This is a genomic window from Paenibacillus cellulosilyticus (genome assembly GCF_003182255.1).
In the GTDB taxonomy this organism is placed as follows: domain Bacteria; phylum Bacillota; class Bacilli; order Paenibacillales; family Paenibacillaceae; genus Paenibacillus_T; species Paenibacillus_T cellulosilyticus.
The window spans coordinates 68,657-84,947 of record NZ_QGTQ01000027.1; the positions used below are offsets into that span (position 1 = coordinate 68,657).

13 protein-coding genes are annotated in these 16,291 nt (G+C 52.1%); all 13 read left to right on the forward strand.

The features are described 5' to 3' along the window. Positions 1-23 precede the first annotated feature (23 nt). Positions 24-1,511, forward strand: coding sequence for a UDP-N-acetylmuramoyl-L-alanyl-D-glutamate--2,6-diaminopimelate ligase (locus DFQ01_RS24200; protein WP_110046478.1), 1,488 nt, complete (start codon positions 24-26; stop codon positions 1,509-1,511). Then, complete coding sequence (locus DFQ01_RS24205; protein ID WP_110046479.1) at positions 1,508-2,938, forward strand: UDP-N-acetylmuramoyl-tripeptide--D-alanyl-D-alanine ligase; 1,431 nt, start codon at positions 1,508-1,510, stop codon at positions 2,936-2,938. The genes DFQ01_RS24200 and DFQ01_RS24205 overlap by 4 nt, the downstream gene beginning before the upstream one ends. 14 nt (positions 2,939-2,952) lie before the next feature. Next, positions 2,953-3,915, forward strand: coding sequence for a phospho-N-acetylmuramoyl-pentapeptide-transferase (mraY, locus tag DFQ01_RS24210; RefSeq protein WP_110046481.1), 963 nt, complete (start codon positions 2,953-2,955; stop codon positions 3,913-3,915). A 216-nt stretch (positions 3,916-4,131) separates the two neighbouring features. Then, a complete protein-coding gene (gene murD / locus DFQ01_RS24215; protein WP_110046482.1) occupies positions 4,132-5,586 on the forward strand; it encodes a UDP-N-acetylmuramoyl-L-alanine--D-glutamate ligase in 1,455 nt (484 codons plus the stop codon). 45 nt (positions 5,587-5,631) lie between these two features. Then, positions 5,632-6,729 (forward strand): stage V sporulation protein E, encoded by a 1,098-nt coding sequence (gene spoVE, locus DFQ01_RS24220; RefSeq protein ID WP_110046484.1) that lies wholly within the window; start codon positions 5,632-5,634, stop codon positions 6,727-6,729. A gap of 7 nt (positions 6,730-6,736) precedes the next feature. Then, positions 6,737-7,855: an undecaprenyldiphospho-muramoylpentapeptide beta-N-acetylglucosaminyltransferase gene (gene murG, locus DFQ01_RS24225; RefSeq protein WP_110046486.1), complete on the forward strand. Its 1,119-nt coding sequence runs from the start codon at positions 6,737-6,739 to the stop codon at positions 7,853-7,855. A 356-nt stretch (positions 7,856-8,211) separates the two neighbouring features. After that, positions 8,212-9,117, forward strand: coding sequence for a UDP-N-acetylmuramate dehydrogenase (murB, locus tag DFQ01_RS24230; protein WP_110046488.1), 906 nt, complete (start codon positions 8,212-8,214; stop codon positions 9,115-9,117). A gap of 15 nt (positions 9,118-9,132) precedes the next feature. After that, positions 9,133-10,419: a UDP-N-acetylglucosamine 1-carboxyvinyltransferase gene (gene murA, locus DFQ01_RS24235; RefSeq protein ID WP_110046490.1), complete on the forward strand. Its 1,287-nt coding sequence runs from the start codon at positions 9,133-9,135 to the stop codon at positions 10,417-10,419. A 71-nt stretch (positions 10,420-10,490) separates the two neighbouring features. After that, positions 10,491-11,258, forward strand: coding sequence for a cell division protein FtsQ/DivIB (locus tag DFQ01_RS24240; RefSeq protein WP_110046491.1), 768 nt, complete (start codon positions 10,491-10,493; stop codon positions 11,256-11,258). 212 nt (positions 11,259-11,470) lie between these two features. Further along, complete coding sequence (gene ftsA / locus DFQ01_RS24245) at positions 11,471-12,727, forward strand: cell division protein FtsA (protein ID WP_110046493.1); 1,257 nt, start codon at positions 11,471-11,473, stop codon at positions 12,725-12,727. A gap of 16 nt (positions 12,728-12,743) precedes the next feature. Then, complete coding sequence (gene ftsZ, locus DFQ01_RS24250) at positions 12,744-13,868, forward strand: cell division protein FtsZ (RefSeq protein ID WP_110046494.1); 1,125 nt, start codon at positions 12,744-12,746, stop codon at positions 13,866-13,868. A gap of 515 nt (positions 13,869-14,383) precedes the next feature. Continuing rightward, a complete protein-coding gene (gene spoIIGA / locus DFQ01_RS24255) occupies positions 14,384-15,316 on the forward strand; it encodes a sigma-E processing peptidase SpoIIGA (RefSeq protein WP_110046496.1) in 933 nt (310 codons plus the stop codon). Between the two features lie 34 nt (positions 15,317-15,350). Beyond that, the gene (gene sigE / locus DFQ01_RS24260; RefSeq protein WP_110046498.1) at positions 15,351-16,073 is read left to right on the forward strand and encodes an RNA polymerase sporulation sigma factor SigE; all 723 of its coding nucleotides are present in this window, start codon (positions 15,351-15,353) and stop codon (positions 16,071-16,073) included. Positions 16,074-16,291 lie beyond the last annotated feature (218 nt).

Consider the following 16,291-nt stretch of genomic DNA (forward strand, 5'->3'; position numbering starts at 1 on the left):
ATAATGAATGGGGGGATGCACCAATGAAATTAAAGGAGATTGCAGGATGGCTTGCAGCAGCCCGCCTCGAAGGTGACGGCAGCGTGGAGATAACAGCATTAGAGAATGACTCTCGCAAAGCCGGACCGGGTTCGCTGTTCATTTGCGTTCCCGGTTTCAAGGACGATGGACATGACTATGCTCCAAGCGCTTATGAGAACGGGGCGGCCGCGCTTATCGTAGAGCGTAAGCTTGATATCCCGCTGCCGCAGCTTATTGTGAAGAGCAGTCGGACAGCAATGGCGATCCTTGCGGATCGCTTCTATGATCATCCGAGCCGTAAGCTTCGTCTTATTGGTGTGACAGGCACGAATGGCAAGACAACGACGACTTATCTGATCGAACGCATTATGACGGAAGCGGGTAAAAATGCCGGGGTCATCGGTACGATCGAGACGCGTTACGCGGGCAACACGGTTCCGATGTCAGGTACGACGCCAGGTGCATTGGAGCTTCAGCGCATGTTGGCCGATATGGCAAATGCGAATGTAGATATTTGTGCGATGGAAGTATCCTCGCATGCATTGGATCAAGGACGTGTGCTGGGTACGCATTTCCGTACAGCAGCCTTTACGAACCTGACGCAAGATCATCTCGATTATCATGAGACGATGGAGCAATATGCAGCGGCGAAAGGGCTGCTGTTCGCAAGACTCGGCAACGAGTTTAGCGATGCGGAAGGAGAACGCAGTTATGCAGTGTTGAATGCTGATGACGCTGCTTCTACTGCTTTCGCTAAGTTAACAGCGGCTGAGACGATTACATATGGGATCGAGTCCGACGCCGATGTACGAGCAAGCGGTATTCGCATTTCGTCTAGAGGCACGGCCTTTAGACTGGATACGTTCTCCGGCAGTACGGATATCGTCATCCGGATGGTCGGCAAGTTCAATGTATACAATGCGCTTGCTGCTACATCAGTCGCGCTGCTCGAAGGCGTGCCGCTGGAGACGATCAAGCGCAGCCTCGAAGCGCTCCCTGGTGTGCCTGGACGTGTAGAATCCGTTGACGCTGGACAGTCTTATGCGGTCATCGTCGATTACGCACACACGCCAGACGGATTAGAGAATGTACTTCGTACCGTTTCCGAATTCGCTGAAGGCCGCATCATCTGTGTATTCGGCTGCGGCGGCAATCGTGACAAGACGAAACGTCCGATTATGGGCCGGATTGCAGCGCAGTATGCGGATGTATGCGTGATTACAAGCGATAATCCGCGTCTGGAGGACCCACAGGCGATTTTGCTCGATATTGAAGCAGGCCTCAAGGCAGATAACGTTGCTCCGGATCGTTACATGCTTATTGAGGATCGCCGCGCCGCGATTGAAAAAGCGGTTGAAATGGCAAGCCCTGGCGATGTAGTATTGATTGCGGGGAAAGGTCACGAAACGTATCAATTAATCGGCGGGGAAACATTCACGTTCGATGATCGGATTGTGGCGGAAGAAGCGATAAGGGGAACGAACAAGTGATTAAACGAAATTTAGGTCAAGTCGCCGACATGTGCGGTGGAACATTGGCGCATGAGGAACGGGATTCGAACATTGTCATTCACGGCATTACGCGGGACTCCCGCGATGTAATGCCTGGGCAATTGTATGTACCGCTTATCGGGGAACGATTCGACGGGCATGAATTCACAGCCCAGACGCTAGCGGCAGGAGCAGCAGCTTCTCTATGGGAGGAAGGCTGTCCCGTACCGGAAGAGCTGGAAGATGCTCCACTCATTTACGTGGCGGACACGCTGTCGGCACTACAGAGGCTGGCGGCTTCGTACCGCGAGCAGCTCAATGTTCGCATCGTCGGAATTACAGGCAGCAATGGCAAGACGACGACGAAGGATTTGACCGCAGCGGTGCTTGGCACCGCATTTCGCGTGCATAAAACAGAAGGCAATCTGAACAACCACATCGGTGTTCCGCTGACGCTGCTCCAGCTTGATGAGTCTATTGAGACGGCAGTGCTTGAGATGGGCATGAGTGGTTTCGGCGAGATTGAATTGCTGACGAACATTGCTTCGCCCGATGCAGCGATCATAACGAACATTGGCGACGCACATATGCTGCAGCTTGGCTCTCGTGCAGGTATCGCAGAGGCGAAGCTGGAGATCGCATCGGGACTACTTCCTGGCGGCGCGCTTATTTTCAATGGCGATGAACCGCTCCTGCGTGAGCGTCTCGCTGTCATCACGCTTCCGGATGAGACTGAGCTTGTGCCATTCGGCAGCAGCGATGACTGCCAATGGTCGGCCGCGAACGTTACGGTGGATGCAGATTCATCGACGTTCGACGTCGTATCGTCGCAGTTGTCGGCTGAGGAGCAAGAACTGCTTCGCGGCGTATTCCTGCCAGTTCCAGGAGCGCATAACGTAAGCAATGCACTGGCTGCGATTGCAGCGGCATATCGCTTTGGCGTATCTGCTGCGCAGATCCGAGAAGGATTGGCGGCGGTAACGCTGACGGGCATGCGGATCCAGCCTGTGACGGCATTCAATGGTGCCAAAGTGCTTAATGATGCGTACAATGCGAATCCAACTGCTGTTCGCGCAGCGATCGACTTAGTAGAGGAACTACAAGGCTATCGCCGCAAATGGGTCGTACTGTCGGATATGCTGGAGCTCGGACCAGAAGAGGCGGAGCTTCACCGCGGCATCGGTGCCTACGTGACACCGGAAAAGGCGGATGCCCTGCTCACATGGGGAACGCTGGCGCAATATATTGCAGATGGAGCGTCAGCGGCATTCGCAGCAGCGGGCCGCGCTGAGGACGTTCGACATTTCGAAAATAAAGAAGAGCTGACGGCTTGGCTGCGGGAGCAGCTCAGCAGCGATGATCTCGTGCTTGTCAAAGGGTCACGGGGCATGCGTATGGAGCAAGTTGTCCAAGCTTTGGAGAACTGACAGGGGGTGAAACAATGGACATCAAGGTCATTTTGCTTACAATCGGAGCTTCCTTTCTTCTAGCGGTACTATTGGGACCTTTGTTCATCCCGCTCCTGCGCCGCATGAAGTTCGGGCAGCAGATTCGGACGGACGGACCGCAAAGCCATTTGAAGAAGCAAGGCACACCGACAATGGGCGGCATCATCATTATGCTGGCTCTGCTGCTTGCCTTTCTGAAATTTGCGGATAAAACGAACGACTTCTGGGTGCTGCTCGTTGCATCGCTAGGTTTTGGACTTGTCGGTTTCTTAGATGATTATATTAAAATCGTATTCAAACGCTCGCTTGGTTTGACCGCGAAGCAGAAGCTTGCCGGACAGCTGCTATTCAGCATCGTCGTGTGCATACTGCTGCATCGTATGGGCCACAGCACTGCAATTGGTGTACCGGGAACGGACTGGTCGTTCGATCTTGGTTGGTTTTATTATTTATTTGTTGTAATTATCATGTTCGCCACGAGTAACTCCGTTAACTTCACGGACGGTCTCGATGGCTTGCTTGCCGGTACGAGCGCGATTGCGTTCGGCGCATTCACGATTCTCGCACTCAGCGTGAATGAGTACGAGTCGGTCGTGTTCTCCGCTGCGATGGTAGGTGCAGTACTCGGCTTCCTCGTTTTCAACGCACACCCCGCGAAAGTGTTTATGGGTGATGCAGGGTCGCTGGGCATCGGCGGCGGTCTTGCAGCCGTAGCGATGTTGACGAAGATGGAGCTTGTTCTGATTATTGTAGGCGGCGTATTCGTCTTCGAGATGCTGTCGGTTATCATTCAAGTTACATCGTTCAAGCTAAGAGGCAAACGCGTGTTCAAAATGAGTCCGATTCATCATCACTTCGAGCTGTCTGGCTGGTCGGAGTGGCGGGTCGTGACAACCTTCTGGATTGTCGGCTTTATACTCGCAGCCATCGGACTTGTGGTCGGCAAGGCTTTTTAGACATACAAGAAAGTTGAGCCGCAAATAGATCGCTTGGAACATGTATGATAGCGGCGCCGTCCTTTCGCTAGTCGGGAGGACGGCGAAGCCGTTTTTCAGGTATAATTCAGGAAAGTATTTATTTTCGTCAGAATGAAACGCACTGCGCCACTTAAAGGACGGTGACAGCCGTTTCACCTTGGCAGCAGCAATTGACAATAGAGAGAGGTCACCGTTATGGATCATCCGTCAATGTACCGAAACAAGCACGTTGCCGTACTTGGATTAGCGAGAAGCGGCGTTAGTGTTGCCAAAGTGTTTCATGCGCTTGGTGCGAAGGTTGTCGTAAACGACAAGAAGGAACGCGATCAAAGTCCTGAGGCTGCAGAGCTAGAGGCATTAGGTATTCCTGTCATCTGCGGGTATCATCCCGATGATTTTGTAACGGCAGATACTGCGCTGCTGGTTAAGAACCCGGGCATTCCTTACACGGCAAGCCCTGTGCAGCAGGCTGAAGCGCATGGCGTAGAAATTGTGACGGAGGTAGAGGTTGCGTACCTGCTGTCTCCGGCACCGATGATTGGTATCACAGGGTCTAACGGCAAAACAACGACAACGACCTGGATTGGCGATTTGCTGGAGGCAGCTGGCAAGCATCCAATCGTAGCTGGCAATATCGGCACACCGCTGTGTGAAGCCGCACAACAGGCGACGCCCGACAATACGATTGTTGCAGAGCTCAGCAGCTTCCAGTTGAAAGGCACGACGGCGTTCCGTCCACAAGTTGCACTGCTGCTTAACGTCGCAGAGACGCATCTCGACTACCATGGCGGTATGGAAGACTATGTCGCTTCGAAGAGCAAGCTGTTTGCGAATCAGACAGCTGAGGATACAGCGATTCTGAACTGGGACGATTCGATATGCCGCGCTATTGCTGCGAAGGCGAAAGGCAATGTGCTTCCATTCTCGCTCGTAGAGCGGCTGGACTATGGAATGTATATTGAGCCTCCGTATCCGGTTGAGGTGGAATTCACGGGCGACGAGACGCCTGCAGCTTCGTCGGATGACGAGAGCCGCACGATCATCTATAGGGATCGCAATGGCAATGCTGTCGAGATTGTTCCAGTTGCCGAGCTTGGTATTCCAGGAAAACACAACGCAGCAAATGCGATGGCTGCCATAGCAGCAGCTATTACGATTGGTGCGCCGATCGAATCGCTTCGCGAGCCGCTCCGCACATTCCGTGGCGTTGAGCATCGTCTTGAGTTTGTATGCGAGCGTAATGGCGTCACGTTCTACAACAACTCCAAGGCGACGAATCCTGTAGCAACGATTACGGGTCTGAAGTCGTTCCCATTGGAAAAGGTTGTGCTTATTGCCGGAGGACTTGACCGCGGCTCCGATTATATGGAGCTGACACCATGGTTCAGCGGGCTTAAGGCACTTGTTGCGCTTGGCGAGACGAGAGGCAAGCTCGCACATGTGGCGGAGCTGGCAGGTTTAACGGCCGTCGAAACGGTCGAACCTGTTGAGGACGCCGATGCGACATTGCAGGAGGCTGTCCGGCGTGCAGCTGCGCTGGCGGATTCCGGTGACATCGTATTATTATCGCCTGCATGCGCTAGCTGGGACATGTTTAAGTCCTATGAGCAGCGTGGGCGCATTTTTAAACAATCGGCGCATACCTTGTAATAGGGGGCATGTCCCTACTATTCACGTGTTAGAGGTGTCAGCGCGATGGCAAAAGCTCGGTCCGCCCCGGACGTATGGATGATCGGCTCAATTGGACTTATTCTCACGATCGGTATTATTATGGTGTACAGCGCCAGCGCTGTACTAGCCTTTCACGAATTCGGCGATAAGTTCTACTACGTGAAGCGTCAGTTGCTATTCGCCTTACTCGGGATAGGCGCGATGCTGTTCACAATGAATGTCGACTATAGCATATGGAAGCGGTGGGCTGGCATTGGCTTGCTCATATGCTTCGGGCTGCTTGTTATCGTGCTTATACCAGGCGTCGGCGTCGTTCGTGGCGGTGCTCGAAGCTGGCTTGGCATTAGCTCGTTCGGTATTCAGCCGTCCGAGTTCATGAAGCTTGCCATGGTTATGTTCCTCGCTCGCTGGTTATCTGACAACCAGCAGCAGGTGACGTTGTTTTCTCGCGGGCTGCTGCCGCCACTGGGATTTATGGGTACGGCATTCGCCCTAATCATGCTGCAGCCTGACCTTGGTACAGGGGCGGTAATGGTAGGGGCATCCCTGCTTATTATTTATACCGCTGGTGCTAGACTTGCTCATTTGGGTTCGCTTGCTCTAGTCGGTGTAGCGGGGCTTGTTGTGCTGATTGCGATTGCGCCCTATCGGCTTCAACGGATTACGGCTTTCCTTGATCCTTGGCAAGATCCGCTAGGAGCGGGCTATCAAGCGATTCAATCGTTGTATGCGGTTGGACCTGGAGGCTTGATCGGGCTGGGGCTCGGTATGAGCCGCCAGAAGTATAACTATTTGCCGGAGCCGCAGACCGACTTTATTTTCTCTATACTCGCGGAAGAGCTTGGGTTCATTGGCGGCACTCTGCTGATCGGACTGTTTCTAGTGCTCGTCTGGCGTGGAATCAAGACGGCTATTGCAGCACCGGATACGTTCGGCAGCTTGTTGGCTGCAGGTATTATCGGTATCGTAGGCGTACAAGTACTAATTAATATAGGTGTTGTTATCGGTATGATGCCGGTAACAGGCATCACGCTGCCGCTCGTCAGTTATGGCGGATCATCCTTAACCTTGCTGCTGACGGCGCTAGGCATTTTACTTAATATATCCCGTTATTCGAGGTGACACATTCATGCGAATTGTACTAACCGGAGGAGGAACGGGCGGACATATTTACCCAGCTGTTGCAATCGGGCGGCAGGCGCAGGAGGAATCCGGCGCTGAGCTGCTGTACATTGGCACGACGCAAGGGCTGGAGAGCAGAATTGTACCGAAGCTCGGTATTCCATTTGAGGCAGTCGAGATTACCGGCTTTAAGCGTAAGTTGTCATTGGACAATGTAAAGACGGTCGTTCGTTTCTTAAGAGGGGTTAAGAAAGCGAAGCGTTTGCTTCGTGAGTTTAAACCCGACGCTGTCGTCGGAACCGGGGGCTATGTTTGCGGCCCGGTCGTTTACGCAGCAGCGAAACTTGGTATTCCGACTCTCATTCATGAGCAGAACGTAATTCCGGGGCTGACCAATCAATTCTTAGCTCGTTATGTAGATACAGTGGCCGTCAGCTTCCCTGAATCAGAGCAGCATTTCAAGCGCGCGAAGCGCACCGTCTACGCTGGCAATCCTTGCGCGACGAACGTCATGCGGGCAGATGCAGACAAAGGGCGGGCGTCGCTTGGCCTTACGGATGTAAAGCAGATCGTGCTTGTGTTCGGCGGAAGCCGGGGCGCACGGGCGATTAATGAAGCGATGCTGGCGATGGCGCCTCAGCTGAATCAGCTGCCAGGCGTTCATTTTGTGTTTGTGCCTGGCGAGTCCTATTATGACAATGCGATGACACGCATGGAGCAGCTGCCAGCTTACCGCAGCGGTCAATTGCATGTCGTTCCTTATTTGCACAACATGCCGGATGTGCTCGCTGCGTCTTCGCTTGTTGTTTGCCGTGCAGGCGCTTCGACGATCGCAGAGATGACCGCTCTTGGCATTCCTTCGATTCTCATCCCGTCACCGAATGTGACGAACAACCATCAAGAGGCGAATGCACGCAGCATCGTTGAAGCTGGTGCAGGTCGCATGCTCCTTGAGCGTGAGCTGAGTGGTGACAGCCTCTTTGATACGGTCAAAGAGCTGCTGGAAAATGAGCGTTTGCTTGCGACGACGGGGCAGGCTGCTGCTCAACTGGGTATGCCGTCCGCTGCGGTTACGATTGTTAGCGAGCTGCAGCGTTTGCGGCAATCTCGCAAGTATCGCCGTTAATCTGGTATTACGCTAACAGTGAATTTGGTAATAGGCTGCAAGAGCAGCTTTGTATAAACGTGGCATCGTCATCATCCAAGCCGAAGCATAAGTTTGACTTTATGCCTCAGCTTGGATTTCACCGGAATGAAATGAACCGCGCCGTTTAAAGGTCGGCGAGCGCCGGTTAAGGCAGGCGTCGGTCGTTTCAATTGGGCGATTGTCACACTCCATATGCCGGGGGCATAAGATACGTTATAAATCGCGACCGTCACCGTGCGGCACGATTGTAACGAATAACATGTTTGCCCGGCAACACCGTATCATCGCGAACAGCGGCATACGGTTGGACTGACGTAAAGGGGAGGTACGACTCGATGCAATCCATATTCGCGGAACTGGAACAGAAAAACTGGGGTAAGGTTCTGTACCACGAACCGCTCGCAAAACATACAACTTGGAAAATCGGCGGTCCCGCCGATTGCCTCATTATCCCGAACGGCATCGACCAACTAGTGTCGACCATCCGATTCCTGAATGAACATAACATTTCTTGGACCGGTTTAGGCCGCGGATCGAATCTGCTTGTGTCTGACAAGGGCATTCGTGGCGTTGTCATCAAAACCGGTGGCGGATTGGACTATGCTCATTTTGACGGTACGACGGTTCGGGCAGGCGCTGCTTATTCGTTCATTAAGCTAGCGGTCATGGCAAGCAGGGCAGGACTTTCCGGCTTGGAATTCGCGGGGGGAATTCCAGGTACGGTCGGGGGTGCCGTCTACATGAACGCCGGTGCGCACGGCTCGGATGTGTCGCGTATTTTCAAATCGGCAGTCATTGTTCGTGAGAATGGGGAATTGGCAACGTACGGACTGGAGGACATGGCATACTCGTATCGCCACTCGATCCTCCATGAGCAGAAAGGGATCGTCGTTGAAGCTACCTTCCAACTCGCGGAAGGCAAACGGGAGGAGATCGAGGCTGCTTATGCCGCCAATAAGGAGCGCAGGTTGAATACACAGCCGCTGCAGCTTGCAAGCTGTGGGAGTGTATTCCGCAATCCGACAGGCGACTTTGCCGCTCGACTCATTCAAGAGGCCGGACTGAAAGGGCTTCGCGTTGGCTCCGCCGAGGTTTCGCAGCAGCATGCCAATTTCATTATTAACACTGGGCAAGCGAAAGCCGAAGACGTTCTCACCCTAATCGAACAGATCAAGCATACAGTCAAGGACCGCTATGGGGTTGACTTGGTGCCTGAGGTATTGGTAGTGGGTGAGCGGTAATTCGGAGGTGATACATTGGATAAATTGGTGATTGAAGGCGGGAAACCACTCTCAGGAACCATTGCGATCCAAGGAGCGAAAAACGCTGCTTTGCCGATACTGGCTGCTAGCATGCTTGTTAGTGGTACAGTAACAATCGACCATGTGCCTAAGCTGCTCGATATTGATGTTATGCTTAGCATATTGAAAGATCTCGGCTGTAAGGCGGAGCACACCCTGGATACAGTCGTACTCGACACAACCTCAGCTCATTCGCCGCATGTGCCCGAGACGCTAATGCGCCAGATGCGTTCCTCGATCTTCTTGATGGGACCGCTGCTTGCACGGTTTGGAGAGGTTCATATTTATCAGCCAGGCGGCTGTGCGATTGGTGAACGTAAAATTGACCTGCACTTAACGGGTCTCCAAGCGCTCGGCGCAACGATTACGGAATCTGGCAATCGGATCATCTGCCAAGCTGATAAGCTGTATGGCACTGACATTCATTTGTCCTTCCCGAGCGTAGGCGCGACGGAGAACATTATGATGGCTGCTGTGCTGGCAGAAGGCCGGACAACGATCAACAACGCTGCACGAGAACCAGAGATCCAAGATTTACAGCGGTTCTTGAATGCGATGGGCGCTCGAATTATCGGCGCAGGTACGGATACGATTACGATTGAAGGGGTAGAGTCGCTTAGCCCTTGTCGCTACCAAGTCATCCCGGACCGCATCGTCACAGGCACGCTTATGGTCGCAGCTGCCGCTACGAAAGGTCAAGTTGTTCTGCAAAATACGAACCCGTCACATGTCTCTTCTCTGATCCATGTGCTTCGCAGAGCAGGTGTTCAGATTACTGCTGACGGTGATATAATTAAGGTAAATGCTGCCTCTCGTCCGAAGGCAATCGAGCGCATCGTCACGAATCCATATCCTGCATTTCCGACGGATATGCAGTCGCTCGTCATGGTGCTGCTCGCATTGGCAGACGGCGTGAGCATAATGAAGGAAACGATTTTTGAAGGCCGCTTCAAGCATGTCGGAGAGTTGAGCCGCATGGGAGCGGATATTCGAGTCGATATGAACGCGGCCATCATTCGTGGGGTTCCACGGCTGTATGGCGCCACTGTTGAAGCGACAGACTTGCGTGCAGGGGCGGCCTTGGTTGTAGCGGGGCTTGCAGCACAAGGACGTACAGTCGTTGAGCAGGTGCATCATATTGATCGCGGCTATGATCGAATTGAGAATATGTTGAGTCATCTTGGCTCTCGCATTAGCCGTCTATCGCCCGTTCCAGACGATCGTGCGGTAACGAATGGTTAATAGCGTCAGCTGCGCCGGCGCCTGCAATCGATGCGGGGGCCGGATGCTTTTTGGAAAGGGTGGGACAAGCCGTGAGACAACCGATGCCCGTGCTGCGAGAGCCTGCTGTGAAGCGTCGTGGCAGCCGCAGGTTGAAGGCCATTTTACTTCTATTATTTATAGTTGTGCTATCCGTATTATTTTTTAATTCTTCGATTAGCGAGGTTTCAACTGTAACCGTTAGCGGGCAGCGGTTTGTAAGCGAAGATTCGATCCGCAAGCTGGCGGGTATTTCTATTGGAGATGCTTTCTTTGGCTTCACCGAGCGTTCGATTGAGAACAAGCTTCGGACAAGCAAGTCGATTGAAGAGGCGTCTGTGACGAAAGTTTTCCCGGGAGAAGTCCGAATCAAAGTGCAAGAATATGCCGCAGTAGGTTATGAATTATCGACCGAAGGGGAAATTATGGCGATTCTGTCGAATGGTACAAGCGTAGCCGCGACAAATGCTGACTTTGTTGTCGATAAGCCTCTTCTATCTGGTTGGAAAAAAGACGATCCAATCAAGACAGCTCTTACGAAGCAGCTCGCTCTCATTCCAGCACAGCAGTTGTCCGATTTGTCTGAAATTCGGCCCGATCCATCTAATGCCTATCCCGATCGCATCCGCATTTATACGCGTACTCGCTTCGAAGTAATCACTGCTGTGTCGGTGTTGAAGGACAAGTTGGACACTTTGAATGCAGTTACTGAGACTCAGCAGCCTGGCAAAGTTACGATGCTTCTAGCTGATACGTATGAGCCATATTTAGCAGATTCCTCAGAAAATATGGAAACTCTTGAAAAAGAGTCTACTCAATAGTCTCAAACGATGGTAAAATTTTAGTTACGAGTTTAGGTTCGTTTGCATTCCGAACAAGGTAATGGTTGACGCTGCAATTGCTGGAAATTGGAAGCTTCTTTACTACGAAAATTTTGTAGAAAAAAGAGGAAAGCCGTCAATTATGTTGAATATGTAGAATGTTAAAAAGATGAATGTCCTATTTTCTTATGGGAATGGAGGTGCCGCACGCGATGAGCAACAGCGAAATCATCGTTAGTTTGGACATCGGTACATCCAAAGTTCGTGCTATTATTGGTGAAGTTACGAATGGAGCCATTAATATTATTGGAGTTGGATCGGCCGACTCGGAAGGAATCCGTAAGGGTGCTATTGTCGACATCGATCAGACAGTACGATCGATCCGCAACGCGATTGATCATGCTGAACGTATGGTCGGCATTCAAATAAGCGAGGTTTGTATAGGCATCCAGGGAACTCACATCGCATTGCAAACGAACCATGGAGTAGTCGCTGTATCGAATGAAGATCGTGAGATTGGCGAAGAAGATATTGAGCGTGTTATGCAGGCGGCTAGAGTAGTTGCGCTTCCGCCAGAACGCGAGATTATCGGTGTCGTGCCAAAACAGTTTCTTGTAGATGGTTTGGAGGGAATTTCTGATCCGCGAGGTATGATCGGTGTACGTCTAGAAGTGGAAGCGACGATAATCACCGGGACGAAAACGTCCTTACATAATTTGATCCGCTGCGTAGAGAAAGCCGATCTGCATATAGCTGAGCGGGTCCTGATGTCACTAGCATCGGGCTCGATGTCACTGACGAAAGATGAGAAAACGATGGGAACGGTACTGGTTGATATCGGTGCAGGTTCGACAACGGTTTCGATTTTCGAGGGAGGCGGACTCGTTGCTACGTCCACGCTGCCGGTTGGCGGCGAGCATGTAACGAATGATATATCGTATGGATTGCGTACGCATACGGAGCAAGCTGAGAAATTTAAGTTGAAGTATGGCTGTTCGCTCATTACGGATGCCGCAGAAGATCAGAAATTCAAGGTCATGCGTATGGGCAGCAATGTAGAGAAAGAATTTACTCAAGTGGATTTGGCTAATATTATTGAGCCGCGAATGCAAGAAATTTTCCATCTGGTAAGGCAGGAAGTTAGACGACTTGGCTACGGTGACAAGGTGAACGGTTACGTACTGACCGGAGGAACAGTGTCGATGCCGGGTACGCTGAATTTGGCGCAGCAGGAACTCGAATCTTCTGTTCGAATCGCTGTGCCTGACTTTATCGGCGTTCGCGACCCTGCATTCAACAATGGTGTCGGCATGCTCCAATATGTCGTGAAGAATGCCCGTGTGAACAGCGTGTCCGTATCCGCGAAGAAATCGGCTGTTCGTAAAACAGTCACCACCAGCAGCGTCTCAACATCGCCGAAACCCGGATTGTTTGAGCGACTCAAAAATTATTTTAGTGAATTCATTTGATCGGGGGAAACGACAGATGTTAGAGTTTGATATGGACATGGATCAACTAGCACAAATTAAAGTTATCGGTTGTGGCGGTGGCGGCAGCAACGCCGTTAACCGAATGATTGAGATGGGTGTTAAAGGCGTAGAATTTATTACGGTTAACACGGACGCGCAAGCGCTCCATTTGGCACACTCTGAGCATAAGCTGCAAATCGGCGACAAGCTGACGCGTGGTTTGGGTGCAGGTGCAAATCCAGAAGTAGGCAAGAAAGCTGCAGAAGAATCCCGTGAGCTGATCAGCAACACGCTGAAGGGCGCAGACATGGTGTTCGTAACGGCTGGCATGGGAGGCGGCACGGGTACGGGCGCAGCTCCAGTTATCGCTGAAATCGCACGTGAGTGCGGTGCGCTGACGGTAGGTGTTGTTACACGTCCGTTCACGTTCGAAGGCCCTAAACGTTCTCGACAAGCTGAGAGCGGGATCGAGGCGCTGAAAGAAAAAGTAGATACGCTTATCGTTATTCCGAATGATCGCCTTCTCGAAATTGTTGATAAGAAGACGCCGATGCTCGAAGCTTTCCGCGTAGCCGATACGGTTCTTCTTCAAGCCGTTCAAGGCATCTCCGACTTGATTCAAGTGCCAGGCTTGATCAACCTCGACTTCGCAGACGTGAAGACGATTATGACGGAGCGCGGCTCAGCGCTTATGGGTATCGGTATGGCAACGGGCGAGAACCGTGCATCGGAAGCTGCTCGCAAAGCAATCCAAAGCCCACTGCTTGAGACGTCAATTGATGGCGCTCGCGGTGTTATTATGAACATTACGGGTGGCGGAAATCTGTCACTCTATGAAGTGAACGAAGCAGCTGAGATCGTAATCGCAGCTTGTGATCCAGAAGTGAACATGATCTTCGGTGCTATCATCGACGAGAGCTTGAAAGAGGAATTCAAAGTTACGGTTATTGCGACAGGCTTCGAGCATAAAGCAATGCCAGAGCCAATGCGTCGTCCGGGACAACCTGCGGCGGAGCCTACAGAGTCGCGCACTGCAACTTCTGCTAGCACTTCCGGTATGCGTTCGTTCAGCAACACGCCAACGTCGAGTGACCAACTCGATATCCCGGCATTTCTGCGCAACCGCCCACGCGAGCGCTAGGACAAGCCATCATTCAAGCGAATAACCAATCAAGCCAGTCAAAGGCAGTCAATCTGCCGGAGACTGGCTTTTTTCGTATTGTTTTAACCAGCTCGAACAAAAGTTGTGCCAGGGGGCACACGACTCCAAGCACAAAGTACGCGATATACGCCTCAGTCCCGCCACCAGCTCCTCCGGGGTCCAGGGGGCGGGAGCTCCATGGGGTCCTCCCTAGCAGGGAGGATTTAGGTGGGTAGAAGTCCTGTGATTCAGGTGGGTAGAAGACCCGAGGATTTAGGTAGGTACAAGTCCATCGATTTAGGCAGTTAGAAGACAAAGAGGTCAAAGGGCGCAGCCCTTGCAGTAAACGGGGGCAAAGGGGCAGTGCTCCTTTTCTCGACAAAAAAAGATCGTCCTTTGCGTCATGAATAGACAGACATCGAAATACGATTACAATATACTAGTCTCAATCGTTCCTGATGGGCGATGCAAGAGTAAGCAAGTCCGGCCAGGAACCGGCGGGCAGGTGATCATCGCTGGCGGTATACGTTGACGTTTTGTTCATGAAGGAAATGTTGATCGATGGGTCGTTGCTGCTCGTTACGGCATGGGTTCGTGGTATACGTACAGTATGGTATCGAATAGTCGGAGCGAGTGCTCTAGGTGCATTGTATGTCGTAATGTTGTTCGTTCCGTCGCTGTCGTTTCTGTATACGTTTCTATTCAAATTCGGTATATCGCTCATCATGCTTTGGATCGCATTCGGCTTTGGAGGACTTCGCGCATATGGACGAACGTTTGCTGCGTTTTATGCCGTAAACTTTATTGCTGCCGGCGCTATACTTGGATTTTATTATTTGATTATGCAGCAGGGCTCGCTGGCGTTATGGCGAGGGCTGCAGTTCATCGAGGGCGGCATACGTACCGAATTCAAGGCAGGCTTTATTTTCATCGGGTCAGCTGCATGTGTAGGGTTGTACATTGCTCGATCCGTTATCGTCTCTCGCCGTGAGAAAGCGCTTATCAAAGCGCATGTTGCCAAGCTGAAGATTACGATTGGCGAGCGAGAAATCGAATGTGAAGGATTCATCGATACGGGGAATCAACTCTATGATCCGCTGACGCGGACGCCGGTGACCATCATCGAGGCGTCGCTGCTTGAAGCGGATTTGCCGTCTACGTGGATGACCCGAATCCGCGAGGCGGAAGTCGATAAACTGGTAGCTCAACAATCGGAGCAGCCGTTTATTTGGCAGGACCGGCTTCGGCTGGTGCCTTACCGGGGCATAAACCGTGGAACGCAGTTTATGCTTGCGCTTAAGCCGGATGCCGTTACAGTGGAGTGCAATGGAGACACGATCGTCACTCGAAGAGCGTTGATAGGTCTTGATGGCGGGCAATTGTCGTCTGATCGCACGTATCGAGCGGTTATACATCCGTCTATGGCGGAGCAGAGTGGCGGGGCGTAACGGCGTATATCACCTTGACGGGAGGCATAATGCCATGATAACGAGATGGAAACTGGTTCTTCAGCTATATTATTACCGTGTCCTGTTTTTATTCGGGCTGAAGAGTGAAGAAATTTACTACATTGGTGGGAGCGAGGCGCTGCCGCCGCCGTTGACCCGGGAAGAAGAAGAGTACTTGCTGGAGAAGCTTCCTTCTGGCGATACTGCGATCCGGGCAATGCTGATCGAGCGGAATTTGCGGCTCGTTGTGTATATCGCACGTAAATTCGAGAACACCGGCATTCATATTGAAGACTTGGTTTCGATCGGAGCGATTGGCCTGATTAAGGCGGTCAACACGTTTGATCCCGAGAAGAAAATCAAGCTGGCGACGTACGCTTCGCGGTGTATCGAGAATGAGATTCTAATGTACTTGCGCCGTAACAGCAAGACACGTACAGAGGTCTCGTTTGATGAACCGCTTAATATTGACTGGGACGGCAATGAATTGCTCTTGTCAGACGTACTTGGTACCGAGAATGATACGATTTATCGGAACATCGAGGAGCAGGTCGACCGCAAACTGCTCCACAAAGCGCTCGACAAGCTGACAGAGCGCGAGCGCATCATCATGGAGCTCCGCTTCGGCCTCGCAGACGGCGAAGAGAAGACACAGAAGGACGTCGCCGACCTGCTCGGTATCTCGCAATCCTACATCTCCCGCTTAGAGAAACGAATCATTAAGCGCCTGCGCAAAGAATTCAATAAGATGGTGTGAGGAAAAGCGCTGCTCAGCAGCGCTTTTTTGTTTGTAATAACGCTCGAACGATAGCTATGCCCCCAACGGGGCACGCGACTCTTAGCACGCAGTAACATACACGTGCCACCGTCCCGCCACCAGCCCCTTCCGGGGTCCAGGGGACGGGAGTCCCATGGGGTCCTCCCTAGCAGGGAGGATTTAGTTATCATGAACGAAAGAAGCCCTCCGTTTGCAAC